30 protein-coding genes are annotated in these 26,231 nt (G+C 57.7%); 16 read left to right on the top strand and 14 right to left on the bottom strand.

Features of this window, described 5'->3' with window-relative positions:
* Positions 1-329: 329 nt before the first annotated feature.
* Genes ACQZ45_RS26110 through ACQZ45_RS26080 form a run of 7 tightly spaced genes read left to right on the top strand, consistent with a single transcriptional unit; the run spans position 330 to position 6,326 of the window.
* Positions 330-764, top strand: coding sequence for an acetyl-CoA carboxylase biotin carboxyl carrier protein (locus tag ACQZ45_RS26110; protein ID WP_060642168.1), 435 nt, complete (start codon positions 330-332; stop codon positions 762-764).
* Complete coding sequence (gene accC, locus ACQZ45_RS26105; RefSeq protein ID WP_025595284.1) at positions 764-2,152, top strand: acetyl-CoA carboxylase biotin carboxylase subunit; 1,389 nt, start codon at positions 764-766, stop codon at positions 2,150-2,152. Before ACQZ45_RS26110 ends, accC begins: the two co-directional genes overlap by 1 nt.
* Complete coding sequence (locus ACQZ45_RS26100; protein ID WP_025595283.1) at positions 2,149-2,577, top strand: hypothetical protein; 429 nt, start codon at positions 2,149-2,151, stop codon at positions 2,575-2,577. The genes accC and ACQZ45_RS26100 overlap by 4 nt, the downstream gene beginning before the upstream one ends.
* Complete coding sequence (gene pxpB / locus ACQZ45_RS26095; protein WP_025595282.1) at positions 2,574-3,281, top strand: 5-oxoprolinase subunit PxpB; 708 nt, start codon at positions 2,574-2,576, stop codon at positions 3,279-3,281. The genes ACQZ45_RS26100 and pxpB overlap by 4 nt, the downstream gene beginning before the upstream one ends.
* Entirely contained in the window at positions 3,278-4,273 is a 996-nt protein-coding gene (locus ACQZ45_RS26090) for a 5-oxoprolinase subunit C family protein (RefSeq protein ID WP_025595281.1), read from the top strand. The genes pxpB and ACQZ45_RS26090 overlap by 4 nt, the downstream gene beginning before the upstream one ends.
* A gap of 30 nt (positions 4,274-4,303) precedes the next feature.
* Positions 4,304-5,071: a 5-oxoprolinase subunit PxpA gene (locus ACQZ45_RS26085; RefSeq protein WP_013761974.1), complete on the top strand. Its 768-nt coding sequence runs from the start codon at positions 4,304-4,306 to the stop codon at positions 5,069-5,071.
* Positions 5,072-5,120: 49 nt separating this feature from the next.
* A complete protein-coding gene (locus tag ACQZ45_RS26080; protein WP_082546185.1) occupies positions 5,121-6,326 on the top strand; it encodes a pyridoxal phosphate-dependent aminotransferase in 1,206 nt (401 codons plus the stop codon).
* A gap of 45 nt (positions 6,327-6,371) precedes the next feature.
* Here the strand turns inward: ACQZ45_RS26080 and nac are convergent, their stop codons facing one another.
* Positions 6,372-7,277 carry a nitrogen assimilation transcriptional regulator NAC gene (gene nac / locus ACQZ45_RS26075; RefSeq protein ID WP_003518016.1) on the bottom strand — a complete coding sequence of 302 codons (906 nt, stop codon included), beginning with the start codon at positions 7,275-7,277 and terminating at the stop codon, positions 6,372-6,374.
* A 210-nt stretch (positions 7,278-7,487) separates the two neighbouring features.
* On the opposite strand from nac, the gene ACQZ45_RS26070 reads away from it, so the two are divergent.
* The 6 genes from ACQZ45_RS26070 to ACQZ45_RS26045 all read left to right on the top strand — a co-directional run bounded on the left by ACQZ45_RS26070 (position 7,488) and on the right by ACQZ45_RS26045 (position 12,127).
* Complete coding sequence (locus ACQZ45_RS26070; protein WP_003518017.1) at positions 7,488-8,267, top strand: SDR family oxidoreductase; 780 nt, start codon at positions 7,488-7,490, stop codon at positions 8,265-8,267.
* Positions 8,264-8,971 carry an amino acid ABC transporter permease gene (locus ACQZ45_RS26065; RefSeq protein WP_448742614.1) on the top strand — a complete coding sequence of 236 codons (708 nt, stop codon included), beginning with the start codon at positions 8,264-8,266 and terminating at the stop codon, positions 8,969-8,971. The genes ACQZ45_RS26070 and ACQZ45_RS26065 overlap by 4 nt, the downstream gene beginning before the upstream one ends.
* The gene (locus tag ACQZ45_RS26060) at positions 8,968-9,726 is read left to right on the top strand and encodes an amino acid ABC transporter permease (RefSeq protein ID WP_003518019.1); all 759 of its coding nucleotides are present in this window, start codon (positions 8,968-8,970) and stop codon (positions 9,724-9,726) included. Before ACQZ45_RS26065 ends, ACQZ45_RS26060 begins: the two co-directional genes overlap by 4 nt.
* Positions 9,723-10,484, top strand: a complete 762-nt coding sequence (locus tag ACQZ45_RS26055; protein WP_003518020.1) for an amino acid ABC transporter ATP-binding protein — start codon at positions 9,723-9,725, stop codon at positions 10,482-10,484. Before ACQZ45_RS26060 ends, ACQZ45_RS26055 begins: the two co-directional genes overlap by 4 nt.
* Positions 10,485-10,514: 30 nt before the next feature.
* On the top strand, positions 10,515-11,351 hold the full coding sequence (locus ACQZ45_RS26050) for an ABC transporter substrate-binding protein (RefSeq protein WP_019566615.1): 837 nt from the start codon (positions 10,515-10,517) through the stop codon (positions 11,349-11,351).
* A 101-nt stretch (positions 11,352-11,452) separates the two neighbouring features.
* Positions 11,453-12,127 (top strand): 4-carboxy-4-hydroxy-2-oxoadipate aldolase/oxaloacetate decarboxylase, encoded by a 675-nt coding sequence (locus tag ACQZ45_RS26045; RefSeq protein WP_003518022.1) that lies wholly within the window; start codon positions 11,453-11,455, stop codon positions 12,125-12,127.
* Between the two features lie 211 nt (positions 12,128-12,338).
* Here the strand turns inward: ACQZ45_RS26045 and speB are convergent, their stop codons facing one another.
* From speB to ACQZ45_RS26020, 5 genes are read right to left on the bottom strand one after another with little or no spacing between them, the layout of a single operon-like run.
* On the bottom strand, positions 12,339-13,292 hold the full coding sequence (speB, locus tag ACQZ45_RS26040; RefSeq protein WP_019566614.1) for an agmatinase: 954 nt from the start codon (positions 13,290-13,292) through the stop codon (positions 12,339-12,341).
* A 19-nt stretch (positions 13,293-13,311) separates the two neighbouring features.
* Complete coding sequence (locus ACQZ45_RS26035) at positions 13,312-14,094, bottom strand: amino acid ABC transporter ATP-binding protein (RefSeq protein ID WP_003518027.1); 783 nt, start codon at positions 14,092-14,094, stop codon at positions 13,312-13,314.
* Position 14,095: 1 nt separating this feature from the next.
* Positions 14,096-14,746: an amino acid ABC transporter permease gene (locus ACQZ45_RS26030; RefSeq protein ID WP_019566612.1), complete on the bottom strand. Its 651-nt coding sequence runs from the start codon at positions 14,744-14,746 to the stop codon at positions 14,096-14,098.
* Positions 14,743-15,393, bottom strand: coding sequence for an amino acid ABC transporter permease (locus tag ACQZ45_RS26025; protein WP_019566611.1), 651 nt, complete (start codon positions 15,391-15,393; stop codon positions 14,743-14,745). Before ACQZ45_RS26025 ends, ACQZ45_RS26030 begins: the two co-directional genes overlap by 4 nt.
* 19 nt (positions 15,394-15,412) lie before the next feature.
* A complete protein-coding gene (locus ACQZ45_RS26020; RefSeq protein WP_003518033.1) occupies positions 15,413-16,255 on the bottom strand; it encodes a transporter substrate-binding domain-containing protein in 843 nt (280 codons plus the stop codon).
* A 112-nt stretch (positions 16,256-16,367) separates the two neighbouring features.
* On the opposite strand from ACQZ45_RS26020, the gene ACQZ45_RS26015 reads away from it, so the two are divergent.
* The 3 genes from ACQZ45_RS26015 to arsK all read left to right on the top strand — a co-directional run bounded on the left by ACQZ45_RS26015 (position 16,368) and on the right by arsK (position 19,001).
* On the top strand, positions 16,368-17,291 hold the full coding sequence (locus tag ACQZ45_RS26015) for a LysR family transcriptional regulator (RefSeq protein WP_003518035.1): 924 nt from the start codon (positions 16,368-16,370) through the stop codon (positions 17,289-17,291).
* 140 nt (positions 17,292-17,431) lie between these two features.
* On the top strand, positions 17,432-17,803 hold the full coding sequence (locus tag ACQZ45_RS26010) for an ArsR/SmtB family transcription factor (protein WP_060642171.1): 372 nt from the start codon (positions 17,432-17,434) through the stop codon (positions 17,801-17,803).
* Positions 17,796-19,001: an arsenite efflux MFS transporter ArsK gene (arsK, locus tag ACQZ45_RS26005; protein ID WP_448742613.1), complete on the top strand. Its 1,206-nt coding sequence runs from the start codon at positions 17,796-17,798 to the stop codon at positions 18,999-19,001. Before ACQZ45_RS26010 ends, arsK begins: the two co-directional genes overlap by 8 nt.
* A 4-nt stretch (positions 19,002-19,005) precedes the next feature.
* Here the strand turns inward: arsK and arsH are convergent, their stop codons facing one another.
* From arsH to ACQZ45_RS25965, 8 genes are all read right to left on the bottom strand, one after another.
* Entirely contained in the window at positions 19,006-19,734 is a 729-nt protein-coding gene (gene arsH / locus ACQZ45_RS26000; RefSeq protein WP_060642172.1) for an arsenical resistance protein ArsH, read from the bottom strand.
* Positions 19,709-20,134 carry an arsenate reductase (glutaredoxin) gene (gene arsC, locus ACQZ45_RS25995; RefSeq protein WP_081308787.1) on the bottom strand — a complete coding sequence of 142 codons (426 nt, stop codon included), beginning with the start codon at positions 20,132-20,134 and terminating at the stop codon, positions 19,709-19,711. The genes arsH and arsC overlap by 26 nt, the downstream gene beginning before the upstream one ends.
* A 2-nt stretch (positions 20,135-20,136) precedes the next feature.
* Positions 20,137-21,195: an ACR3 family arsenite efflux transporter gene (gene arsB / locus ACQZ45_RS25990; RefSeq protein WP_448742612.1), complete on the bottom strand. Its 1,059-nt coding sequence runs from the start codon at positions 21,193-21,195 to the stop codon at positions 20,137-20,139.
* Positions 21,195-21,551 carry an ArsR/SmtB family transcription factor gene (locus tag ACQZ45_RS25985; RefSeq protein WP_003518041.1) on the bottom strand — a complete coding sequence of 119 codons (357 nt, stop codon included), beginning with the start codon at positions 21,549-21,551 and terminating at the stop codon, positions 21,195-21,197. The genes arsB and ACQZ45_RS25985 overlap by 1 nt, the downstream gene beginning before the upstream one ends.
* Before the next feature lie 261 nt (positions 21,552-21,812).
* Complete coding sequence (locus ACQZ45_RS25980) at positions 21,813-22,532, bottom strand: ribonuclease activity regulator RraA (RefSeq protein WP_003518042.1); 720 nt, start codon at positions 22,530-22,532, stop codon at positions 21,813-21,815.
* Positions 22,533-22,566: 34 nt separating this feature from the next.
* On the bottom strand, positions 22,567-23,364 hold the full coding sequence (locus ACQZ45_RS25975; RefSeq protein ID WP_025595272.1) for an NAD-dependent epimerase/dehydratase family protein: 798 nt from the start codon (positions 23,362-23,364) through the stop codon (positions 22,567-22,569).
* A 16-nt stretch (positions 23,365-23,380) separates the two neighbouring features.
* Positions 23,381-25,105, bottom strand: coding sequence for an L-arabinonate dehydratase (araD, locus tag ACQZ45_RS25970; RefSeq protein WP_019566605.1), 1,725 nt, complete (start codon positions 25,103-25,105; stop codon positions 23,381-23,383).
* Between the two features lie 39 nt (positions 25,106-25,144).
* Positions 25,145-26,224 (bottom strand): ABC transporter ATP-binding protein, encoded by a 1,080-nt coding sequence (locus tag ACQZ45_RS25965; RefSeq protein WP_060642175.1) that lies wholly within the window; start codon positions 26,222-26,224, stop codon positions 25,145-25,147.
* Between the last annotated feature and the right edge of the window lie 7 nt (positions 26,225-26,231).

Raw genomic sequence — 26,231 nt, 5'->3', positions numbered from 1 at the left:
AATCCTGCCCCCGCAACCAATATCTTCAAGACTATCAACAACAAAGCCCTCCCATCCCGGAGGGCACTTTGCGTTTAGGGCCTTGGATACCGCAAATGACTTGCTGGTGGTACAGCCCCGTGGGGCTCTGATGGCGTGCAGCGGTCGATCCATTACGCACACTCGAGCTTCGCGAACTCAACGGGCTCACGGCCCCTATTCATTGAACACCTCCATCAAAAGTTCTTCTGACCCCATCAAACAGCCTATCGTGCTAGGTCTAAGGCAGCCGAAAGTGACCCCGATCGTGCGGGATTACCGGGTGGCTTTGGACAATGCCGAGTACGCTTATGGACCTGCCAAAGATAAAGACGCTGATTGATTTTGTCGGACGAACGAACGTCACCGAACTCATGGTGACAGAGAAAAGCGTAACTGTGCGGATATTCAAAACCGCACCTCGAACAGAGACTGGCAGCAATGTCCCGGTCAAAGCCGAGGATGACGCCCTGATCGATCGGTCGGAGTCGATCCTTCCTGCCGCCACATCGGCCACTTCCGTTCATGCCCCGATTTTTGGGGTTTTGCATCGCGCTTCCGCGCCGGGACAACCTTCATTTGTCGAGGCTGGAGATGTGGTCGAGGAGGGGCAGGCCCTCTTCATCATCGAAGCCATGAAAGTCTTCAATAAAATTGTTGCGCCACGCGCTGGCCGGATCACCTATCTGACGGAGGTTGATGGTGGCGAGGTTGAGGCCAATGATTTGCTGGCGGAGATCGCGTAGTGGCGGAAGGTCTCAACACCACATCGGATATACCGGGTTTCGACACGGTCCTGATTGCCAACCGGGGTGAAATTGCTGCACGCATTCAGCGCGCCTGCCGCGAATTGGGCTTGAAGACCGTGGCCATCTGCTCTGAGGCGGACAGGCAGGCTCCATATGGCCAAACGGCTGATACCTTCCTTTGTGTTGGCCCGGCGAATGCTGCCAAGAGCTACCTCAATCAGAATGCTATCTTAATCGCTGCCCGTCTGACGGGTGCGGGTGCGATCCATCCCGGTTATGGATTTCTGTCCGAAAATGCCGCCTTTTCTCAGGCTGTCGAAGATGCCGGTCTCGTATTCATCGGTCCGGACGCAAGGTCGATCTCCACGATGGGCGACAAGATCGCTGCCAAACGGGCAATGATTGCGGCCGGTGTGCCATGTGTACCGGGACCGGATACAGCGCTTCCCGAGGATGCTGAAACGGTTGAGCGTATCGCGAATGAGATCGGCTATCCAATCATCATCAAGGCTGCGGGCGGTGGTGGCGGGCGTGGCATGCGGGTGGTGCAGGAAGCTGCCTTGCTTCATGAAGCCATTACCTTGACGAGGGAGGAGGCGAGGCAGGCTTTTGGCTCTGCTGTCCTCTATATGGAGAAGTTTCTCCAGCATCCCCGTCATATCGAGATACAGGTCTTGTGCGACACGCACGGCAATGCCGTCTGGCTTGGTCACCGCGACTGTTCGATGCAACGTCGTCATCAAAAAGTGGTCGAAGAAGCGCCAGCGCCTGGAATTTCGGTCGATGTGATCCAGCCGGTTGGTATGGCTTGCGTCGAGGCTTGCCGACAGATTGGCTATCGCGGGGTGGGAACTTTCGAATTCCTGTTTGAAGACGGCAAGTTCTATTTCATCGAGATGAATACGCGCTTGCAGGTCGAACATCCCGTCACGGAAATGACGAGCGGCATCGACATCGTTCAGGCCCAGATCAAGGCGGCGCAGGGTAAGCCTCTGGACTTGCGGCAGGCAGATGTTATCTGCGACGGACATTCTTTCGAATGCCGGATCAATGCCGAAGATCCTGATAAGTTTCTCCCCTCGGCAGGCATCGTGACCAATCTTGTGCTGCCGGAAGGAGAGGGGATTCGCGTCGATACCCATATCCATGTCGGCTACCGGGTGTCACCCTATTATGATTCCTTGATCGCCAAGTTGATCGTACATGCGCCGACCCGTGCTGAAGCCATGGTTAGGATGCGCCAAGCGCTTGCGGGTACACGGGTGGAGGGTATTTCGACCAATCTTCCGCTCCTGCGCGCCCTGTTTGAGGACGAGGCTTTTGCGCAGGGCCAAACAGACATTCACTATCTTGAACAATGGCTAAAAGAACGGAACGCGGCATGAGCAGGCCCGACTTTAGCGACCCTGTCTTACTCACAGCTTTGACCGATATGCTGACGGATGCAGGCGTGGATGGCGTGGAAATCACGACGCCTGAGGGTCAGGTACGCATTATTGTTTCTGCTTCGGCAAGATCTGCAATTTCCGTCGCCGGCACTGTTTGCTCACCAAAGGGCGCTGTTTCGAAAGTGGTGGTAAAAGCGCCGATTGCCGGTCTCTTCTGCTCTTCTAAGCCTGCTCTGCCTGCAAAAATGCAAAATCTTCCGCGTTTGGTTGCTGCAGATGACGTGATTGGATTTATCCGGATCGACCACATTCTCATCCCCGTTGTCGCGGGTCGTAACGGTTCGCTCGTCAATCAGCTTGCCGTGCAGGATGCTCTGGTTGGTTTTGGTGATCCGCTGTTCGAAATCGAGCTTCAATCATGATTGCGACATCGAACACTCTAGCACCTCGTCACGAAATCCAGCCCGTCATCAAAGGCCAGGCGCGCGTTTCGTTCATAGGCTCCCGGTCATTCTTGCTCGAAGCATCCGGCGAATTTGATCTGCCAGCACAACGCTGGATCTGGGCGCTTTCGCAAACGGTAAAAGTCTGGGCAGGTGTTGCGGAAGTCATTCCCGGCATGACGAACCTTCTGGCGATTTTTAAGGAAACGCCTGAAGATCCAGAGTCCATCGTGTCTCAGTTGCTCGATGCCTGGGATAAAGCAGCCAGTCTGGATATTGTCGGGAAGACAGTTGAAATACCGGTACATTATGGGGGCGAATACGCTGCCGACCTTCCAGCCATCTGTGATTTTTCAGGGCTGAGCGACCGCGAAGTCGTGCGGATTCACCATGAGGCGACCTACCGCGTCTTCGCGCTTGGGAGCGCGCCGGGCTTTGGCTATCTGCATGGTCTTGATGCGCGCATCTATATGCCCCGAAAAACTGTGCCATCGATCAAGATGGAAAAGGGTTGCGTGACGATCGGTGGAATGCAGACGGGTGTGGCGATGTTGACCGGACCGAATGGGTGGAATTCCATCGGTTACGCCGATTTGCAGATGTTCGATCCCGCCTCTTCTGCGCCAGCTCTTTTGGCACCCGGAGATACGGTTCGCTTCATACCTACAGGGATCGAGCTATGATCGAGATTATCGAAACCGGCCCCTTCAACACCGTGCAAGACCTCGGTCGCCCCGGTTACCGTGACATCGGGGTTTCTGCTGGCGGTGCCATGGATCCTCTGTCGCTTAAGATCGGCAATATTCTGACCGGTAATGCCGCAGATGCTGCCGTCATCGAGGTCCAGACTTTTCCATTCAAATTGCGTTTTACGAAAACAGCAACATTTGCCGTTACCGGGACGGATGGGCGCCCGTTGCTTGACGGGAAAGAGCTGCTTTCCTGGTGCGCTCATATCGGCAAGGAAGGTCAGATACTGGAACTGAGGCAGCCGCCGAAACTCGCCCGCGCCTATGTCGCGGTTACGGGCGGGTTGGACGTTCCGGTTTTGATGGGATCTCGAAGCACGGCACTGCGCGGCAGTTTCGGCGGTCACGATGGGCGACCGCTTGCAAAAGGTGACAGGCTCGAAATAGGGGCTTCCGCCGATCTGTTACCACTGCCATCAAACGGGCTTGGTGTAGTTGAGCCTTCCGTGGCTTTAAGCGATATTTTCCCGCCTGTAGTGGACGGCGTTTTGCCGATACGTGCTATTCCGGCCGGTGAACAAAAGCTGTTTGCCAATGATGGCGAGGAATTCTGGAGCCAGATCTGGCGCATATCCTCCCGCAGCGACCGGACCGGTTACCGGCTGTCGGGTGATCCTATAAAACCGACCGAAGCCATCGAAATGCGTTCCCACGGTGTGATGCCGGGCGTTGTACAGGTGCCGCCAGGTGGCGAGCCGATCATCCAGATGAGCGATGCAAATACGGCGGGCGGTTATCCAAAGATTGCCGGCGTGATCGAAGCCGACCTGTGGCGGTTAGGACAGGCACGCGCGGGTGGGAAGATCAAATTCGTGAGGTCCAATCACGAGGAAGCGCGTGTGGCCGAGCGGGCAGTTGCGAAATACGTCGATGATGTTCGCCAGACCTCACAAATGGTCAAGCGAGCGCTGAATGCGATGGGTTGACGGACAACCAGGGAGCAAAGGGAGGAAACGATGAAGATCGATCTGAACTCCGACATGGGCGAAGGCTTCGGTCCTTACCGGCTCTGTGACGACGAAGCGATGATGAAGATCGTATCGTCGGCTAATATTGCCTGTGGTTTTCATGGCGGCGAGCCAGATACGATGGCGCGAATGGTTCGCCTTGCCAAAGAAAATGGCGTCGGCATCGGCGCACATCCGGGATTGCCTGATAGGGCAGGCTTCGGCCGACGCGAAATGCCCTTCCAGCCGGATGAGTTGAGACAGCAGATGCTCTATCAGCTCGGGGCCTTGATCGCGATTGCCAAAAGCGAAGGCGTCGAAGTCGGGCACTTCAGTTTTCATGCGGCCATGGGCAATATGGTCAATCGCGACCCGGCGCTTGCCGATATGATGATGAATGCCATTTCTGCAGTTGATCCGAAGCTTGTGGTGTTCGTAACGCCGGACAGCGAAATCGAGAGAGCGGCAAAACGCGCTGGATTGAAGACCCTGGCATTGTTTTTGGCCGATCGCGCCTATGACGCCAAGGGAAGCCTTGTAGCGCGGGGTCTTCCCGGCGCGCTGGTCAAGGATGAACCATCGGTGCGCGCCCGTGTCCGCCGGTTCCTGACCGATGGCACGGTCGAAGCCATTGATGGCACGGTCATCACAATGCCGGCTCGCTCCATTCTCGTCCACAGCGATACGCCCGGTTCACTGGAGCTGGCGCGTATCGTGCGTAGTGAAATCAGCGCCTCCGGCGCAACGCTCGCGCCTGCCGCAGAACTCGCGTCTTAATGGGCCTCTGGTTGGCCCGTTCTCTAAATCTTACTGAAAGATCATGCAGATGCCCTCTACATCAGACCGCCTGAAAAACGTCTCCATCTCCGCTTCCGCTGCCATGACCCAACGCGCCAGAGAGCTGGCCGCGCAGGGTGTCAAGGTGGTCAGCCTCTCCTCAGGTGAACCGGACTTCCCGACGCCTGCTCACGCAATCGAGGCCGCGCACGAAGCAGCCCTTGGCGGGCAGACGAAATATCCACCGATGGATGGCACGCCTGCGCTGAAAGCCGCGATCGCCAGAAAGTTCAAGCGGGACAATAATCTGACCTACGATGCCAGCCAGATCATCGTTTCCGCAGGCGGCAAACAGGTAATTTTCAACGCCATGCTTGCAACCTGCAATCCGGGCGACGAGGTCGTTATTCCCACCCCGTCATGGGTCAGCTATGCGGATATCGTCAAATTCGCAGGGGGTGTTCCGGTCGCTGTGCCGTGCGTCGAACAAACCGGTTTCAAACTGCGTGCCGAAGATTTGGAAGCTGCGATTACGCCACGTACCAAGTGGCTCATTCTCAATTTTCCCAACAACCCCACCGGCGCCGCCTCCTCCCGTGCGGAGATGAAAGCAATCGCAGAGGTTATGCTGCGTCATCCCCATGTCTGGATCCTGACTGACGATATTTACGAGCATCTTGTCTATGATGGCTTCGAATTCGGCACAATTGCCGATGTGGAGCCGCGGCTTTATGACCGCGTTCTGACAATGAACGGCGTGTCGAAGGCTTACGCCATGACGGGATGGCGTCTGGGCTATTGCGCCAGCGGCTCGAAGGAACTTATCGCCGCAATAAGCAATGTAAACGGTCAGAACGGCGGCGGCATTGCCACTGTTTCGCAGGCGGCAGCGATTGCAGCGCTGGACGGTCCCCAGGATCTTCTTAAAGAACGCGCCGCTATCTATCGCGACCGTCGCGATTTTGTTCTGAGCAAACTCGGCGAGATTGACGGTTTGCGCTGCCATAAGCCGGAAGGCGCTTTTTACCTCTATCCCAATATATCTGGGCTTATCGGCAAGACCACCAAGGGCGGACGCAAAATCGAAGGTGATGTGGATTTTGTGATGGCGCTGGTGGATGAGCATCACGTGGCAACGGTACAGGGCGCCGCCTATGGTATGAGCCCATACTTCCGGATCTCCTATGCAACGAGCATGGAGATGCTGAGCGAAGGCTGCGCCCGCATTGCGCAGTTCTGCCAGGATATGCGTTGATCCTGAAAACGATCCTTTGGCTCGGCTGCCGGGCCAAAGGATACTCTAAAGTTTCAATTTTTCCGTCAGTTCCACCAGGATATCCTTGACGGCAAAAGCCGGCTCAGACAGCGAATTCTGGTCGGACATGCAGAGCGACAGTGTTTCTTCGATCCGTGGCGACAGCAGCCGGCAAATAAGTGGTTCGCTCGTTTCCGAGACGATCCGGTTGGCAATGGCTTTTGGCATGATGGTTGCGCCGAGACCACTTGCAACGGCGCGGGCAAGCGTCCTGACGATTTCCACTTCCGCGACGACCTTCAGATTGATCCGGCTGCGGGTGAATGCCGTGTCTACAGCGCGCCGGACAAAATTATACGCGGGTGGCATCAGCATGGGCATGCCATCAAGCGCGGCGATCGGCACCGGTTTTGAATCCGCTTCGATTGCGAAATCGCGATGTGCGACAAGATAAAATTCTTCGCTGAGCATGGGCTCGAATTTTACGCCCTTGATTGGTCCGACGCCGTGGATCAATGCCAGTTCCAGACGTCCATTCATGATCATCTGGCTATAGGTTTGTCCCACACTTTCCGTCAGGTGGATCAATATCCCCGGATGTCGCTTGCGCGTTTCCGCCAACAGCTCCACGGAAAGCGTTGCAGCGCTGCTGAATGGGACCAGACCGACAGAGACGCGTCCCGCAATTGAGTTACCAGCCGCCGATACGTCAACCTGCGCCTGTTCCATCTGGCGCAATATGATCTGTGCATGGCGGTAAACGGCATGTCCCGCATCCGTCATCGTCACGCCCTGCTGGCTGCGGATGAGCAATTTCTGGCCGAAATGATCTTCAAGCGCGGCTAGTTGCTGGCTGAGTGCCGGTTGCGCCAGATGCAGAATATCTGCGGCGCGCGTGATGCTGCCACTGTCTACGATGACGATGAATGATTTGAGACGTCTTATATCCATGCTTGGCGCAGCTTACAGGCTCGCACGCGTTTTGCAATCTGGGCGCCAGAGCGGAAAGCTCCTGCCTGGAACAAGAACATCCCGGAATCCCGTCTCTAATTGCCTGTTTGCGGGTCTCCATAAAACTTACTTATTACTCCAAAAATAATCGGTCTTAGGCAAGCAGGGAAAGCTTCGCTAGTGTTGATGGTAACAAAAAAGGGGATCAGAATGCCATTCTCCGATTACAAGACCGCTTTGGTCACCGGTGCTTCATCCGGTATCGGTGCCGCTGTCGTCGAGCGGTTTTGCCGCGAAAACATTGAAGTCCACGCGGTTGCCCGCAGCGCCGGCGCCCTGAATGAACTCGCCGAACGCACCGGCTGCATACCGCACGCGATCGACGTTACCGATCGCGCTGCAATTGCCGATCTTGCAAACAAGGTGCAGTTCGACATTCTCGTGAACAATGCAGGCGTCGACAGGCCGAAGAAGTTCCTTCAGGCTGATGCGGAGGATATCGACCTTTTGATCGATGTGAATCTCCGTGCCGTTCTCCACATCTGCCGGCTGATTGTTCCGGGCATGGTGGAGCGTGATCGCGGGCATGTCGTCAATATCTCGTCCATCGCCGGAAACTATAATTTCGGTGGCAACTCGACCTATCATGCCGTTAAAGCTGGTGTCGCCATGCTTTCGAACCAGTTGAGGCTGGATGCATTCGGCAGACGCGTCCGCGTAACGGAGATCTGCCCCGGCCGCGTGGCGACGGATATCTTCACTCACGTTCACGGCAACGATCCGAGCGTGCGCGAGCGCTTCATCGATGGTTTCGAGTTGCCGAAAGCGGAAGATATTGCCGACGCGATAGCCTTTGCCGTTGCCGCGCCAGTTTCCATGAATATCGGCCATATGGAAATTACCCCGACATTGCAGGTTATGGGCGGACTTCAGACGGCCAAACCGCAGACTGTGGCGCAAGCTGACGCAGCGAAGGAACAAAAGCCGTGAGCGGTTTCGACCTGTCGGCAATCCTGAGCGACCCGCAATATATTGCAATGCTTTGGTACGGATTGCAGATGACCTTCGTCATCTTTATCGGGTCATGGTCTCTCGCCATGACGCTTGCGCTGGTCCTGTTATGCGTGCGGTTTTCATCGTCGCGTTTTGCTGATCGCGCCGTGGCGGCCTATGTTTCCTACCACCGCAATGTGCCCACACTCGTGCAATTGATGCTGTGGTACTTCGGGATATTCACGCTCCTGCCTTCAGGTTTGACGGACTGGCTGATCGGTCACAATGCCGAAGCGATCTTTGCCGTGGTGGGTCTTGGTCTCTGTCAGGCAGCCTATTTCAGTGAGGATCTGCGTTCAGGCCTGCGCTCCGTCAGCCCGGGACAGATGGAGGCGGCCAAGGCATTGGGCCACGGTTATCTCTCCGCGATGCGCTTCATCATCATGCCGCAAGGCGTGCGCAATGCCCTGCCGCCGCTCATCAATCACAGTGTCTCCCTGTTCAAGAACAGCAGCCTCGCCCTCATTATCGGCGCTTCCGAATTGACCCATGCCATCAAGGAAATTGAAAATCTCAGCTTCCAGACCTTCGAGATCTATCTTGTCGGAACTGTTCTGTACCTCTTCTTCTCGCTGTTGATCATGGGTGCCGGTGCGTATCTTTCGATGCGCCTTGATCCGGCGTGGAGGGCACGCGGATGATCGGCGATATGATTACCATCGTTCATGACAACTGGTTGCTGCTGCTGATCGGGCAATATCCGAACGGCCCGCTTGGAGGGCTTGCGAACACGATCATCCTGTCTGCCCTTGCCATCGCACTGGCCTTTCCTGTCAGCATCCTTATGGCGATGGCGCGCCTGTCCAAGTGGCGGCTCCTGCGGTGGCCGGTAACGGGGCTGGTCTATGTCACGCGCGGCGTGCCTTTGCTCATGCTCATCCTTTGGAGTTATTTCCTCGTTCCGCTCTGGACCGGCGCAGACGTGCCGAGCTTCGTCATCATGTTGACGACGCTTGTCATCTATCAGGGCGCATTTCTCAGCGAAGTCGTAAGAGCGGGTATTGTCGCTCTTGGTGCCGGGCAGATGGATGCGGCGAGAGCGCTTGGCCACAGCTATCTCGGTGCAATGCGCTTCATCATCTTGCCGCAGGCGCTTTACAACATGATCCCCAGCATGATCTCGACATTCGTCGCCACGATCAAGGATACGACGCTCGGTTACGTCATCAACGTACCCGACCTCACCTTTGCGGCAAGTCAGGTCAATAATCAGCTTCTGACACAACCATTCCAGGTCTTCCTCATCCTCGCGGTTGTCTACTACGCCATTTGCTGGAGCTTGACGTATCTCGCAAATGCCGTCGAGCGGCGTATCGCCAAACGCCGTGCCGGTGTGGTCGGTCGCCGGCAACAGGCATTGCAGGCGCAGGCGAAAATCATAACGGAGCAGCCATGACAAACACGGCATCATCAACACAGCAGACCATCCGCATTTCCAATGTCTGCAAGAGTTATGGCGACTACGAAGTTTTGAAGAATGTCGACGCCGAAGTTGCGCGGGGCGAGGTTATCGTCATCTGCGGCCCTTCCGGCTCCGGCAAATCCACATTGATCCGTACCGTCAATCGTCTCGAAGAGATCAACAGCGGATCCATCACGCTCGATGGGCAGGATATTCACGCGGCAACCAAGACAAAGGAACTCAATCTTCTGCGCAGCAGAGTTGGTTTTGTGTTCCAGAATTTCAATCTCTTTCCGCACCTGTCTGTTGTCGAAAATGTCACGATTTCCCCGATCCGGGTGAAAGGCGTCGCACCTGATGTTGCCCGCCAGAAAGCTTTGAAGCTTCTGGATCGGGTAGGCCTCTCCGACAAGGCTGGCGCCTATCCGGGGCAATTGTCCGGCGGTCAGCAGCAGCGCGTGGCAATTGCGCGTGCGCTGGCCATGGAGCCGCCCGTCATGTTGTTCGATGAACCGACAAGCGCTCTCGACCCGGAAATGGTTGGAGAGGTGCTGGCCGTCATGAAGGGGCTCGCGGCAGAGGGCATGACCATGCTTTGCGTGACCCACGAAATGGGCTTTGCCCGTGAAGTTGCCGACCGCATCTGGTTCATCGACGCCGGCGAAATTCTCGAAAAAGCGACGCCGGAAGAGTTTTTCACAGCACCACGCCATCCGCGCGCGCAGCGGTTCCTTTCCGATCTGCGCCACTGATACCAATCAATCATAAGAGGAGAACTGACCATGAACTGGAAATGCCTGACACTTACCGTTGCACTGGCTGGAACCGCTCTCGCGTCACCAGCGGCGGCTGATCAACTCGATACGATCATGGCGAACAAGGTGCTTCGTTGCGCAACCTTTGCTGATGTCGTGCCATTCGCGGCACCCGATCCGAAGACCCGTGAAATGGCCGGTTTTGACGTTGATCTTTGCAACGCGATCGCCAAGGAACTGGGCGTTAAGGCCGAAGTCAAACCGGTGTCGGTGGAAGCCCGTGTGCCGGAAGTCAAGCTTGGCCGCGTCGATATCACCGTCGCCAATCTCGCCTACACACAAAGCCGCGCCGAGCAGATTCAGTTCAGCGATCCCTATTATCTCGCCAAGGAAATGCTGATCGTGCCGGTTGATGATGCCGGCAAGAAGAAGTCGGATTACGAAGGCCAGCGTGTCGCCTCCACCAAGGGCTCGACCTCTGAAATGTCTATCAAGCTCAACAAGTCCGAGCCGCTGACCTTCCAGGATACTGCCTCTGCCTATCTTGCCGTTCAGCAGGGCAAGGCGCGGGGTATGGTGGCCAACACCATGACCACCACCAAGTTCGTCAATGAATCGAAGACCAAGGGCAAACCGATGCGCATGATCGAGGAGCCGATGCTCTATCAGCCGATCGGTGTCGGCATGGCAAAGGACAATCCTGCCCTCACAGCGAAGATCAATGAAGTGCTGCGCACACTCGACGCCTCCGGCGAGATAAACAAAATCTGGGACAAGTGGCTTGGCCCGAATACCGAATACAAAATGACCCGTACGGACAAGGTCGTCCCGCTCTCCGAGCTGAAATTCGACCCGATCCCCTGATCCCGCCTGGCTTCAAGCCACGGCAACGATTGACACATGACAATTAAACTCAATGCGAGTGGCGGGACGTTCCCGCCGCCAGCCTTACCGTGGGAGGTTTTATGATCCACATTAAAGATATAGCAGAACGGCCAAGCAAGGCAGACATCGAAGCCCTTTCGAAGTTTTCGCCGGCAACCATCCACGAGGCACAGGGTCGCAGGGGCGCACTTTCCTCCCGCATCAAGCCTGTCGACTACCGCATGAAACTGTGTGGTCCCGCCTTTACCGTCAAATGCGCGCCGCGTGACAACATCATGTTGCAGCTGGCCATTAATTACGCCAAGCCCGGCGACATCATCGTGGTTTCAGCTGGTGAGTACGAAGAGGCTGGTTCCTTTGGCGACGTGCTGGCAAATGCCTGCCTTGCAAAGGGGATCGGTGGTCTGGTGACGGATACCGGTGTGCGTGACACCTTGCAGCTTCGAGACCTTGGCTTCCCTGTATTCTCGTTCAGCGTCTGCATCAAGGGTACCGTCAAGGAAACGATTGCCGCAGTAAACGATACGATCATCATTGGCGATGAGATCGTCAATCCCGGCGACATCATTGTTGGCGATGCGGACGGTTTGGTGGTTGTGCGTCGTGCTGACGCTCAGGAATCGGCACGTCTTTCGCAAATTCGCGAAGATGCTGAAGCGGGCTTCATTGAAGCTTACAAGCAGGGAAAATCCGTTATCGAAGTTAGCAATCTGGAGCCCGTCCTGAAGGCAAAGGGGCTTGTCGTTGATATCTGATTTTTGCGTGGTGCAGCGAGGCGCGTTTGGCGTTTTTGGACTTTTAAAACCGTCGCAACCATAGCTACAATCAATGCAAACAAAAGCCCTCCCCCCGGGGAGGGCTTTTGGCTTCACGTCTGACGAGACCATCGAACTCCAGGAAGCCCCAAGGGCGGCCCTTCTTGCGCGCTGCGTGTCCAAGGATCCAGTACCGGCGGATCGCGGTTTTTTATGCGTTCCGAGCTATGAAGATACGTCCGATCGTGTTGAGCAGAATCTGCGCAGCCAGAATGGCGGTGGAGCCGGTGTGATCGTAATCAGGCGCGACCTCGACCAGATCAATGCCGACGATCTCGCCACGCTTTGCAAGACCTGCAATCAGTTCCAGTACCTCGTAATAGATGAAGCCGCCATGGCTCGGGGTCCCGGTTCCTGGCGCGATGGACGGGTCGAAGCCATCGATATCGATCGAAAGATAATAGCGCTTGCCCGCGGGGATGCGCTCCACTACGGCGTCCACGCCGAGTTTGCGGATCTGGCGCACGGAGAGAATATCCGAGCCCTGGGAGCGGGCATAGTCGTATCCTTCCTTTGCGGTGGAGGAGACGTTGCGGATACCGAGCTGGGTCATTCCGGTGACCCACGGTTTTTCCGAGGCGCGGCGCATGGGGCTGCCATGTCCGAAGCGGACGCCGTGACGCTCATCGACGAAATCCAGATGCGCGTCGATCTGCACCAGATGGATCGGCTCCTGATCGCTGAAGGCATTGATGCAGGCGATGTTGATGGAGTGGTCTCCGCCAAGCACCACAGGCAGTGCGCCGGCTTTAAGGATCTTGCGGACGCCGAACTCAATATTCGCGTGGCTGTTCACCGTATCGGTATGAACAATGTCGGCGTCGCCTATATCGACGATCTTCACGCCTTCCAGATATGTGACGTCGTCCTCGTGATCGTAGGCGCCCGCGTGGCCGAAGGAAAACAGGGTGGAGGCCTCACGGATGCTGCGCGGCCCGAAGCGGGCGCCGGGGCGCCATTGCGTCCCAAAATCGAACGGGGCACCGAGGACCGCCACATCCGCATCGATCGCGTCCCAGTTTTCGACGTAGGGACTTTTGGCAAAGGTGGAAATACCGACGAATGGCAGGTTCAATCGTCCGCCGTCATAGCCGTGGGCAGTCATAGAGATGTCCTTTCAGATATCAAAGTGCGCGCTCGCGCCAGGTTTGCAGAAATTGGGAAAGGCGTTCGCTCTTCGGATTACTGAAAAGCGTCTGCGGCGCGCCTTCCTCAACGATCTTGCCGTCATCCATGAAGACGACACGGTTGGCCGCATGTGCGGCAAAACCCATTTCGTGCGTGACGATGACCATGGTCATTCCTTCCGCCGCGAGCGTCTTCATGACGGAAAGCACTTCACCGACAAGTTCGGGATCGAGTGCCGAGGTCGGCTCGTCGAACAGCATGGCGCGAGGGTTCACCGCCAGTGCGCGGGCGATGGCGACGCGTTGCTTCTGCCCACCGGACAGGCCGTCGGGTCGGCGGTCAGCGAAAGCGGCAAGCCCGACTTTATCCAGCATGGCGCGGCCGCGCTTTATCGCTTCGGCCTGGGGAAGGCCATGGACGAGCCTGAGCGCCAATGTCACGTTTTTGATGACGCTCATATGCGGCCACAGATGAAAGTGCTGAAAGACCATTCCAAGCGGGCGGCGCGTCTCTGCCAGTTCTTTCGGACCGGCGCGTTCGCGGCCAAGCGGGGTTTCACGCCAGCCGATCAGGCGGCCGAAGACATCGACATCACCCGCGTCATAGGGATCGAGAAATGCAAGCGAGCGCAGAAGTGTGCTCTTGCCCGATCCCGAAGGTCCGATGATGCACAGGACATCACCCATATGAATGTCGAGATCGATGCCTTTCAGAACGGTCTTGTCACCGAACCTTTTCTCCAGGCCGCGCGCGGAAATAACAACTGTTCGTTCGCTCATGTCAGGAGCCTTCGGTGGAAAGGCGGCGTTCGAGATAGAGGCCGAGCCGCGACAGGATTTCGACGATTGCCCAGTAGAGCAGGGCAATGGTGAGATAAGGGGTTACGACCGCGAAGGTGATCGAGCTGATCGTACCGGCGACCTTGGTCAGCTCGCTGAGCGTGATGACGGACAGAACGGCGGATTCCTTGACAAGATTAATGGCCTGGCCGACCGAAGCCGGCAGTGTCAGTGCCAGCGCCTGCGGCATCTGGATGTGGAGAAAGGTGTCGCCGACGGTAATGCCCAGCATTCCCGCCGCTTCGATCTCGCCTCTTGGAACGGCATTGAAACCGGCGCGGAAAATCTCCGCAAAGGGGCCAGCGCCATAGAGGCCGAGACCGACGATGCCGGCGGCATAGGGGCTGAGGATCAGCCCCAATTGCGGGCCGCCATAATAGAAAAGAAACAGGATCAGCGCGAGCGGCGCGCCGCGGGCAAACTCCACATAAAGCCTTACCGGCAGGGAGATGGCCATGTACCGCGACCGTAGCGCCGCAGCCAGCACGATACCGATGATGACGGCCAGTGCGATACCCGCAATGGAAACTGTCAGTGTTGTGAACAAACCGGCCGCATAGAGAGGAATATCGTTCAGAAAGCCGGAAATCATCGCGTCGCTTCCTTTGTCAGGTGCCGTTCGACAAGGAGGCCTATTCCCGCAAGCAGCGCTCCAACCGCGACATAAAGCAGGAGAGCCGAGAGATAGGCGTCGAGTGGCCGGAAGGTGGTGGCCGCATATTGCTGGGCACGGCGCGTCAAGTCGGTGACGGCGATGACCGAAACGAGTGAGGAGTTCTTCACGAGAGCCTGTATCTCGCCGACAAGTGCCGGCAACATGGTTCTGAAGGCCTGAGGCACTTCAATGTGCAGGAATGTACGACCTGCGGAAAGGCCGAGCATGGCGGCGGCTTCCCGCTCTCCCTTTGGAATGGATTGCAGGCCTGCCCTGTATATCTCCGACTGGAAGGCGGCTGTGTTTAGCGCCAGCGCCACAGTTGCGGCAGCAACCGGCGTCAGATCCAGCCCCAGAAGTGGCAGGACGTAGAAGACGATCAGCAGCTGGACTAGAATGGGCGTGCCTCGCCAGAAGGAGATGTAGAGACCGGATGCCAGGCGGGGCAGGCGGCCGCTGCGACCGCAGGCCGCGAGGAGAAGGGCCAGCGGCGCTCCCAGGAGAAGCGCCGAAAGGCTGACGGTCAGCGTGGTGAAGAGGCCGTCCAGAAGAACCGGCCAGATGGCAAAAGATATCTTGTCCATGACCGGTTCGACCTGCCGGTCACTCAGTCGCCGGCAGAGTGGCGGGCAGCTCCATCTGCGCGCCGAACCATTTCTTCTGGAATTCGGCCAGTTTGCCGGATGCATTGAGCTTTGCCAATTCACTGTCCATGAAGGCATTTAGTGTCGCACTGTCAGTATCGTTGCGGCCCGCCCATGAGAAATAGGTCTTCGGTCCGAAGGTCGGCAGAACGACTTCAAAAGCATCCGGCCGCTGGCGTGCAGCTTCCAGAAGGTTTGGAAGCGAGTTGACGACGGCGCGCAGGCGCCCGGCACCGAGGTCGGCATAAGCTTCCGAGAAATCCGTGTAGCTGGAGACCGTCGTGGCATCCTTGCCGGCGGCCTTCAGTTCGGCGGAAAACGTCTCAAGCGCCTTGAGCTGCGCGGAGCCCGCCTGCGAGCCGACGGGCTTACCCGCGATATCTTCCGGCTTGGAGATCTCGGCATCGCCCTTGCGTTTCAGGATTGCCATCGTCGCATCTGCAACGGGTGCTGAGAGCTTGTAGGCCTTCATGCGTTCGGGCGTCACGGTGACCGAGGTCACGACATAATCGAAGCGGCTGGCGGCAAGGCCTGGCAGGATGCCCTGCCAGGGCAGATCGAGACGCTTCAGCTCAACGCCCGGCAAGGCTTTCATGACTTCTTGCATGATGTCAGCGGAATAACCGACGATCTTGCCGTCCTCGACAAATTCGAACGGCGCAAACCGGGCCTCGGTTGCGACAGTGAAAACCTTATCGGCCTTGATCTTTTCCAGAAGATCGGCGGCGTGGGCGGATGCGCCGAGGCTGACGGCGAAAGCTGCGCAGAGTGCGAGAGATTTCAGAGTGGGCAGGTTTTGCATGGTTTCGTTCCCTTATTGGTTTGTGATTGGGGAGGAGGAAACCATGGACATTATTCCAGAAAAATAGGAAACTGATGGAGTTTATATTTGTAAAATTGATGTAACGGTCCCCATGCAGCTCGCGCAATCCGACCTTCGTTCTCTCGCCGTCTTCCGCGCCGTCGTGGAGCACAAGAGTTTTCTCGGCGCGCAAATCACGCTCGGGCTGAGCCAGTCCGCTGTCAGTTTCCACATCAAGGCACTGGAAGACAGGCTCGGTTTCAAGCTGTGTCGGCGAGGGCGATCCGGTTTTGAATTGACGGATCGCGGCGCGCTCGTACATGAGCGTTCGAAAGTGCTGTTCCTGGCGCTGAACGCCTTCGAAAGCGATATCGGTACGCTCAAGAACCGTATTACCGGTACGTTGCGACTGGGACTTGTGGACAACACGATTACCGATCACGATCTGCCCATTCACCGGATCATCGCCCGCATCAGCGAAAAGGCGCCGGAAGCACGTATCGAGCTGGTGATCGACACGCCGGACGCCCTGTTGTCGGAAATTGCCAATGGCGGCCTGGACATCGCACTTTTACCGGAAACGCTGCCGTATCAGGGCCTGAAGCTTTCGCGCTTCAGGGAAGAGGCGCATTCACTGTATTGCGCGAAGGGACACCAGCTCTTTCATCTTCCCGATGCCGAACTTTCCGTCGAGCGCATCGAATCCTTCGATTTTGTCGTGCGGCCCTATGCCAATATGCGTGAGCTGCAATATTTTCCGCAGGCACGGGCGCGCGCTTCGGCCTCCAACATGGAGGCGCAGGCGATGTTCGTGATGTCCGGCCACTATGTTGGGTATCTGCCTGATCATTATGCAGATGATTGGGTCCAGAAAGGAATTTTCCGGCCGTTGATGGCAGCAAAGACCCGTATCCAGTCCACCTTCGTTATTGCCACGCGGTCCGCTGAAAAGCCTTCGACGGTGCTCGATTTCTTCATTCGCGAACTCGCCGGTTTCGCATCAGAGGCGTTTCACAAGAACGCGCGCAAGGCGTAGAGCATACGCCGCTCACAGCCCCGTCGTCGCGAACGCCGACGTATGTTCCAGAGGGGCAAGTGTGATCTCGGAAGAAATTGCCTTGCCGATGGCATCGCTGTTCGCTATCCATACTTCAATAATTCAAGGATTATTGAAGTATGGATCAGCATCAGGCTCTTTCGGCATTTGCTGCCCTCTCTCAGGAGACGCGCCTCGCGATCATTCGAGCACTTGTCGTTGCCGGTCCTGACGGACTGGCCGCCGGTGCAATCGCCGAGCGCATGGGCGTCTCGGCAACGAACGTGTCGTTTCATCTCAAGGAACTGGAGCGGTCTGGCCTGGTCTCGCAACGACGAATATCGAGGTCTATCCTTTACAGCGCCAGTTACGACACTTTGGCCGAGCTTGTGAAATTCCTGGTAGAAGACTGTTGTGCCGAACATCCGGCGATTCTGGAGAATGTCGAGCGAAGCAATGGATGCGCCAGTCCGGCCGGCACTTCGTCCGATGGGGGCAATATCATTGCATAATTCGAAAGTACCTGCTGGCATCGTCTCAGCGCTTGGCCTCACGCAGATCATCGGTTACGGCACTCTCTATTACAGTTTCAGTATTCTTGCCCCCGGCATGGCGGAAGACCTCGGCCTGACATTGGCGGAGGTATTTGGCGTCTTTTCGGTGTCGCTATTCATCCGAGGTCTGTCGGCAACCTATATCGGCAGGCAGATGGATAGGATCGGAGCCGCCACGGTGATGACGGTCGGCTCAGGCCTTGCGGCCTTGATGCTGTCGCTCTGTGCCTGGTCACCGTCAGTCGCAATCTTCGCCGTTGCCATCATCCTGCTCGAGGTATCGTCCGGAATGGTGCAGTATCAGGCCGCATTCGCGACGCTGGTCGAAAGCGATCCCAGAACCGCATCCCGGAGCATCACCTACCTCACGCTGATCGGTGGATTCGCATCGACGATCTTCTGGCCGATCTCGGCCGCGCTTTCCGAATGGATGTCGTGGCGTGAGATCTATCTGGTCTTTGCAGCGCTGAATCTGTTCCTTTGCATGCCTCTACACGTCTGGATCATGCGCGTCGGCAAGACCGGACCGAATGCGGATGCGGCTGTGCCTCGCGAAGCCATAATCGGAGCAATCCCCCACGATGCGCGCCGCCGAAGCATGATCATGGTGTCGTTCGCCTTCGCGCTTCTCGGATTTACGCTTGCCGCGATCCTCGCGCACATGGTGCCGATGCTCGGTTCCATCGGGCTAGGTGGCGCGGCAGTAGTTATAGGATCTCTGTTCGGTCCGGCACAGGTCGCAAGCCGCCTGATCAACATGGTCTTCGGAAAGAACCTGTCGCCGCCAGCGCTCGCCGTCCTGTCGGCGGTGCTGATCGTGTTCGGCATCCTGATCTTGCTGGCAACGCGAGACTGGCTACCGGGGTCAGTCGCGTTCGCAATCTGCCTCGGGCTTGGGTCAGGCATCAACAGCATCGCGCAGGGTAGCCTGCCACTCTATCTGTTCGGATCGGAAGGGTATGGCGCGATCACGGGCAAGATGGCGGCAGCTCGACTGGCGCTCGGAGCCGGGGCACCCTTCGCGTTCGCGGCGTCCATGGAAAACTTTGGCCTGAGCCTGTCACTCATTGGAAACGCATGTCTCGGCGCGGTCAGCATCACGGCATTCGTTGCGGTGGCAGCGTCCTGTCGGCGGCCAGCCACCGCAACAACCTAGGTCGTCAGATCGACTTCAGGGAGACCCGCTTCTCCAACTCGACTGCTTCTTCCTTCCGCTCGCTGTAGCGGTCGGTCAAATAGGCCGAGGCATCGCGGGTCATGATGGTGAACTTCACCAGCTCCTCGCAGACATCCACCACCCGGTCGTAATAGGGAGACGGCTTCATCCGTCCGTTAGCATCGAACTCCTGATACGCCCTTGCGACCGACGACTGGTTGGGGATGGTGATCATCCGCATCCATCGCCCGAGGATACGCATCTGGTTCACGGCATTGAAGGACTGGCTGCCGCCGGAAACCTCCATGACGGCGAGCGTCTTGCCCTGTGTCGGGCGAACAGATCCGAGCGAGAGAGGAATCCAGTCGATCTGCGACTTCATGATGCCGGTCATCGCGCCGTGGCGCTCGGGGCTTACCCAAACCTGCCCTTCCGACCATTGCGAGAGCTCACGCAATTCCTGCACCTTCGGGTGGCTCACCGGTGCTTCGTCGGGCAAAGGCAGGCCCTTCGGATCGAATATCCGAACTTCGCATCCAAGCCGTTCGAGCAGCCGCCCTGCTTCGAAGGCAAGCAAACGACTGTAGGATACCTCGCGTAGCGAACCGTAGAGGATCAGAATGCGGGGCTTATGTGTCGAAAAGGCCGGACGCATAGCATCGAGATCAATCGCGTGCAGGTGCTGGCCCTCAAGTGCGGGGAATGTGTCAGGCAATGCGCTTTCCTTCATCATCGAGGAGCTGTTCGCCGTCTTCTTTGGTAAACGGCCCCTTGAATGCGTCTGCCGGAAGTATATCCAGAACCACTTCCGAGGGGCGCGACAACCGCGTACCCATTGGGGTGATGACGAATGGCCGGTTGATCAGGATTGGTGTCTCGAGCATGGCATCGATCAACTGGTCATCGGTCAGTTCAGGATATCCAAGCCCAAGCACCGTATAGGGCGTGCCCTTCTCGCGGATCGCCTCGCGGACGGTCAGCCCGGCGTCGGCGATCATCTTGACGAGTTGCTCGCGGCTCGGCGGGGTTTTCAGATACTCGATCACAGTGGGTTGAATACCGGCGTGCTCAATGAGTGCGAGGGTGTTGCGCGAAGTGCCGCAATCCGGGTTGTGATAGATGGTGACGTCCATGCTCATTGCCTTTCGGTAATTGTGTTTCGGGAAACGGCTGGGGCCGCCTCGTACCAATCCTTCGAGCGGTTCACGATCCAGACGACCGAGAGCATGACCGGAACCTCGATGAGGACACCGACAACGGTTGCCAGTGCTGCGCCTGATTGAAAACCGAACAGGCTGATAGCGGCCGCAACCGCGAGTTCGAAGAAATTGCTTGCACCGATCAGTGCCGACGGACCGGCAATGCAGTGCCGTTCGCCGCTCATCCGGTTCAGAAGATAGGCGAGCCCGGAGTTCAGATAGACCTGGATAAGGATGGGGATTGCAAGCAAGCCGATGACGGCTGGTTGGGCGATAATCTGCTCGCCTTGGAAGGCGAAGAGAAGAACCAGTGTTGCAAGCAGCGCTACCAGCGAAATCGGCTGCAGCCTTGCGAGAATGCGATCGAGCATCCGTGACGTTCCGTCCGCCATGAGCCGGTGCCGGATGAACTGCGCGAGGAAGACGGGCACGACGATATAGAGGGTAACGGAGAGGACGAGCGTTTCCCACGGAACGGTGATTGCGGACAGGCCAAGCAAAAGGCCGACAATGGGAGCAAAGGCGATGACCATGATCGCATCGTTGAGTGCGACCTGCGAGAGCGTGAATAGTGGTTCGCCGCGTGTCAGGTTAGACCACACAAAGACCATGGCAGTGCAGGGCGCTGCGGCAAGAATGATCAGTCCCGCAATATAGGAGTCGATCTGGTCAGCGGGAAGATAGGGGCGGAACAGCCAGCCGATGAAGAGCCAGCCCAGCAACGCCATCGAGAACGGCTTGACGGCCCAGTTGATGAACAGCGTGACGCCGATACCCCGCCAGTAGGTGCCGACCTGCGTGAGAGAGCGGAAATCGATCTTCAGCAGCATCGGAATGATCATCAGCCAGATCAGGATTGCGACCGGGATATTCACCTTGGCAATCTCGGCCGCGCCAATGAGCTGGAAGACGCCGGGCAGCAAATGGCCGAGGGCGACACCGACGATGATGCACAGAAACACCCAGACGGTTAGGTAACGTTCAAATGTGGACATCAGGCGGACTTTCCCGCGTGTGGAGTGCAGCAGGGCGTCAACTCGGCGATCAGCGGAGCGCAAAGCTCTGCCGATCCACCACAACAATCCTTCAGGAGAAACAGCGTCATGTCGCGAAGCTGTTCTATCTGCGCGCGATACATGATGATTCTGCTCTGGCGTTGCGATGATACGAGGCCCGCGCGTGACAGAACATTCAGATGCGCGGACATGGTGTTTTGCGGCACCACCAGCGCGCGCGCGATGTCACCCGCCGGCAAGCCTTCCGGTGCGTGCCGCACAAGCAGCCGAAAAGTTTCGAGACGGGTTGGCTGCGCAAGCGCCGCCAAAGCGAGAATAGCCTGTTCTTGTTCCATATATCCAGATTAATGGAAATATAGGCATAGTCAATGTGTTTTTGCGGGTGTTACCAAACACCACAAACTCCAGGGAATCATTTTACGAATATCGACAGAAACCCATTTCGGGCCGGTTTTTAGTGCGGGAAAATCGTCGGCCCAGTCGCTTCGGCGACTTGGTATTATTGTACATGCGAGTCCGCCTGCATGAGTGGGACGCCACCCATGCAGGCTTGCTTCAAGGCATTGCGGACGAAACCGGCAAGCGTTCTGTTCGGCTCACGCGCCCGAACGGTCTCTCTGTTCGCGCCATACGGCGAAAGCCTTCTGGTGTTCGTCCTTCGTGCAGGGATAAAGACCGATGATGGTTGCGCCGCCCTTCACCTGTTCGACCACGAAATCCTCGTAAGCGGTCATTTCCACCGCTTCTGTCGCGATTTCGTCGGCAATTCCGGCGGGGATGACGATGACGCAATCCGCATCGCCGACAATGATATCCCCGGGGAAAATCGGGGCATCGCCGCAGCCAATCGGGCCGTTGATTTCAATTGCTTCGTGTTTCGTGAGGTTTGTAGGGCTGGATGGTCGGGTGTGGTAGGCTGGAATATCCAGCTCCGCAATCGTCGCAGCATCGCGGAAACCGCCATCCGTAACGACGCCGGCAGCACCGCGCACCATCAGGCGGGTGATAAGAATATCACCAGCAGATGCGGCGCTCGGGTCTTTGCGGCTGTCCATGACCAGTACGTGGCCGGGCGGGCAGGTCTCAATGGCGACGCGCTGGGGATGTGCTGGGTTGCGGAATTCCACCAGCTGGTTGCGGTCTTCGCGGGCGGGCATGTAACGCAGCGTGAATGCAGGCCCGACCATGTTCGCGCCCTTGTGGCCAAGCGGGTGGACGCCCTGAATGACCTGGTTGCGCAGGCCGCGCTTGTAGAGTGCGGTTGCGAGGGTGGCGACGGAAACCGTCATCAATTTTTCCCTGGTTTCTGTATTCATCTTATTCTCCTCGAATAGCGTGAGTGTCTGCACATCAGTTTTTGTGGATCGGTTCGTCTATGAAAACGCCGCCCTGGTATTTCGCGATTGCGGCATCCGGATCAGGGCGAGGGACATCCCGTTCGATATCGGCCCGGAAGCGTGCGGCATTATCCCGCCGCTGCCAGCCGAGAAAATCGACGTGGGAATTATCCCACCAGCTGTCGTCATTGGCAGAGACGCCCCAGATGACCAGGCAACCGAGTTTTGGCGCGTGAAATACGGCCTCTACCAGGGAGACCAGATCGTCATGGCTGAGCCAGGTGGATAACATGCGCCAGTTGGTGGGCTTCTCTTCGCAGGAGCCAATGCGGACGATGGCCGTTTCCTGTCCGAATTTGGAATGGTAGAGGCTCGCCATTGCCTCGCCGAAAATCTTCGAGACGCCGTAAAGGCCATCCGGCAAAAACGGCGTCTGCGGCGATAGCTGCTCACCCTGCGGATAATATCCGATGGTGTGGTTGCTGGAGGCAAACAGGATGCGTGGCATGCCAGCAAGCCTTGCTGCCTCGTAAAGATTATAGACACCGCGCAGATTGGCGGCCTCGATGGGATCGTAAGCCTTTTCGACGGAGATGCCGCCGAGATGGACGATGCCGTCGCAATCCTTCACCAGCGCATGGACGGCGCCACCGTCCTCCAGAGAGCAGCGGATGATCTCTTCATTCGCTGCCGCCGCACCCATATCAACCACATCCGAAAGGCGGATGATCTCCGCGAGGTGGCCGAGCCTGCCGCGCAACATGCTGCCCAGCTTGCCGCCGGCGCCCGTAATCAGCAAACGTTTCATCATTTTGCGCGCTCCCGTCTCAGAATATGTCGGGTTCGCCAGCGGTGCGGCCGAAATCCGTCTGCAGGAAATCGAAATCGCATCCGGCATCCGCCTGGGTAACGTGTTTCGAGAAGATGTAGCCATAACCACGCTCGTAACGCGGCGGCGGCGCCTGCCATGCGGCCCGACGCTGGGCGATCTCCTCTTCGCTGACCAGCATGTCGAGACGGCGCTGGGGCAGATCGAGCCGCACGATATCGCCGGTCTTCAGCAGGGCAAGCGGCCCGCCGACGAAGCTTTCCGGCGCGACATGAAGAACGCAGGCGCCATAGGAGGTGCCGGACATGCGGGCATCGGAGATGCGCACCATATCGCGGTGACCCTTCTTGATCAGCGCCTTGGGGATGGGCAACATGCCCCATTCGGGAAAGCCTGGGCCGCCAAGCGGGCCCGCATTACGCAGAACCAGAACGTGATCGGGCGTCACATCCAGATTTTCATCGTCGATTGCCGCCTTCATCTCGGGGTAGCTATCGAAGACCAGCGCCGGACCTTCATGGAAATGGAGTTTCGGATCGCAGGCGGCGGGCTTGATCACAGCACCATCCGGGCAGAGATTGCCGCGTAGAACGGCAAGCGATCCTTCAGCGTAAACAGGGTTATCCAGCGAGCGGATGACGTCGTCATTATAGACCCGCGCGCCTTCGAGGTTTTCGCCCATGCTGCGGCCGGTAACGGTGAGCACGGAACAGTCCAGACGGCTTTCGATCTGCTTCATCAGGGCTCGCAGACCGCCCGCATAATAAAAATCCTCCATCAGGTAATCTTTGCCGGAGGGGCGGACATTGGCGATAAGCGGCGTCACGCGGCCGAGTTCGTCCAGCTCGTCCAGCGTCATCGGTACACCGGCGCGGCGCGCCATGGCAATCAGATGCACGACGGCATTGGTGGAACAACCGGTCGCCATGGCAACGATGGCCGCATTCCGAAACGCGGCCGCAGTAAGAATACGATCCGGGGTCAGCTCCTCGGCCACCATTTCCACAATGCGACGGCCACAGCCTGCCGACATGCGCTGGTGTTCGGCGTCCACCGCCGGGATGGAGGAAGCGCCGGGCAAAGTGAGACCGAGCGCATCGGTGATTGCCGTCATGGTCGATGCCGTACCCATGGTCATGCAGACGCCGGCGGAGCGGGCAATGCCGCCCTGCACGCCGCGCCATTCTTCATCGGTCACGTTACCGGCCCGGCGCTCGTCCCAGTATTTCCAGGCATCGGAGCCGGAGCCCAGCACCTTGCCGGCATAGTTGCCGCGCAGCATCGGCCCGGCTGGAAGATAGATCATCGGCACGCCGGCCGAGATCGCTCCCATGACGAGGCCGGGGGTGGTCTTGTCGCAACCACCCATCAGCACCACGCCATCCAGCGGATGCGAACGGATCATTTCCTCCGTCTCCATGGCGAGCATGTTGCGATAGAGCATGGAGGTCGGCTTGGTGAAACTCTCATCGACCGAAAGCGAGGGCATCTCGACCGGGAAGCCACCTGCCTGTAGGACGCCGCGCTTCACATCCTTCACACGTTCGGGAAAATGCGAGTGACAGGTATTCAGCTCCGACCAGGTGTTGAGAATGCCGATGACGGGTTTGCCGGCAAAATCCTCCTCCGAATAGCCAAGCTGCATCATGCGTGAGCGGTGGCCGAAACTGCGCAGATCGTCAGGCGCGAACCAGCGGGAGGAACGGAGTTTTTTGTCGGTCATGTCAAAGGTCCTGCTTTACGGGGGCGTGGCGACGAAGGCTTAGTCCTGCTTCAGCGTCTGCCCGCTTTTCGTATCGAAGAGGTGGATATGTTGGAGCGGCGCCGACATGCGGATGACTTCGCCAGCCGATGTCGATGTCTGCCCCGCAAGATGCAGGGTGACGTGGCTGCCGTCACCGAGGTTGCCATAGAGATAGGATTCCCCGCCGAGCTGCTCTGCCGTGCGCACGGACATGGTCACCGCACCATCCGGTGTGGGCTGCACATGGTTGGGGCGAATGCCGAGCGTGACCTTCTGGCCGGGTGCGTAGGAAAAGCCGCTCTGCGGCAACGGGATCAATTCGCCGGTCGCGATTTTAAGGGACGGCTGACCTTCTGCTACTACTTCGCCGGCGAAGAAGTTCATCTTCGGCGAACCGATGAAGCCTGCTACGAAAAGGTTTGCGGGGCGATTATAAAGATCGAGGGGAACGCCGAACTGCTCGAGCTTTCCGGCGCGCAGCACGGCAATCTTGTCGGCCATCGTCATGGCCTCGACCTGATCGTGGGTCACATAGATCATGGTATTGCCAAGACGCCGATGCAGGCTGGAAATCTCGCCGCGCATATCCACGCGGAGTTCCGCATCGAGGTTCGACAGCGGCTCGTCAAACAGGAAAACCCGCGGTTCGCGCACGACAGCGCGACCGATCGCGACGCGCTGTCGCTGGCCGCCCGACAGATCCTTCGGCCGCCGCTCAAGCAGCTGGTCGATCTGCAGCATCTTGGACACCTGTGAGACCTTCTCGACGATGTCTTTTTTCGGCGTGCCGATATTTTCCAGGCCGAAGGACAGGTTTTCCCGGACCGTCATATGCGGGTAGAGCGCATAGGACTGGAACACCATGGCAAGCCCGCGATCGGCAGCCGGAACCGCGTTCACCACGTCGCCGCCGATGACGATATCGCCGCCGCTCAGCTCTTCAAGACCGGAGATCATGCGCAGCAGCGTCGATTTTCCGCAACCGGACGGGCCGACGAAAACACAGAACTCGCCGTGCTTGATATCGAGATCGATACCCTTGATGACGTCGAGGGCGCCATATGTTTTTTTGACCTGACGAAGCTCTATACTTGCCATTGTGTCA

Source organism: Agrobacterium sp. 16-2014-1-2a (assembly GCF_053522705.1).
The sequence above is the reverse complement of the archived record's forward strand: the minus strand, read 5'-3'. Positions and strand labels throughout refer to the sequence as shown.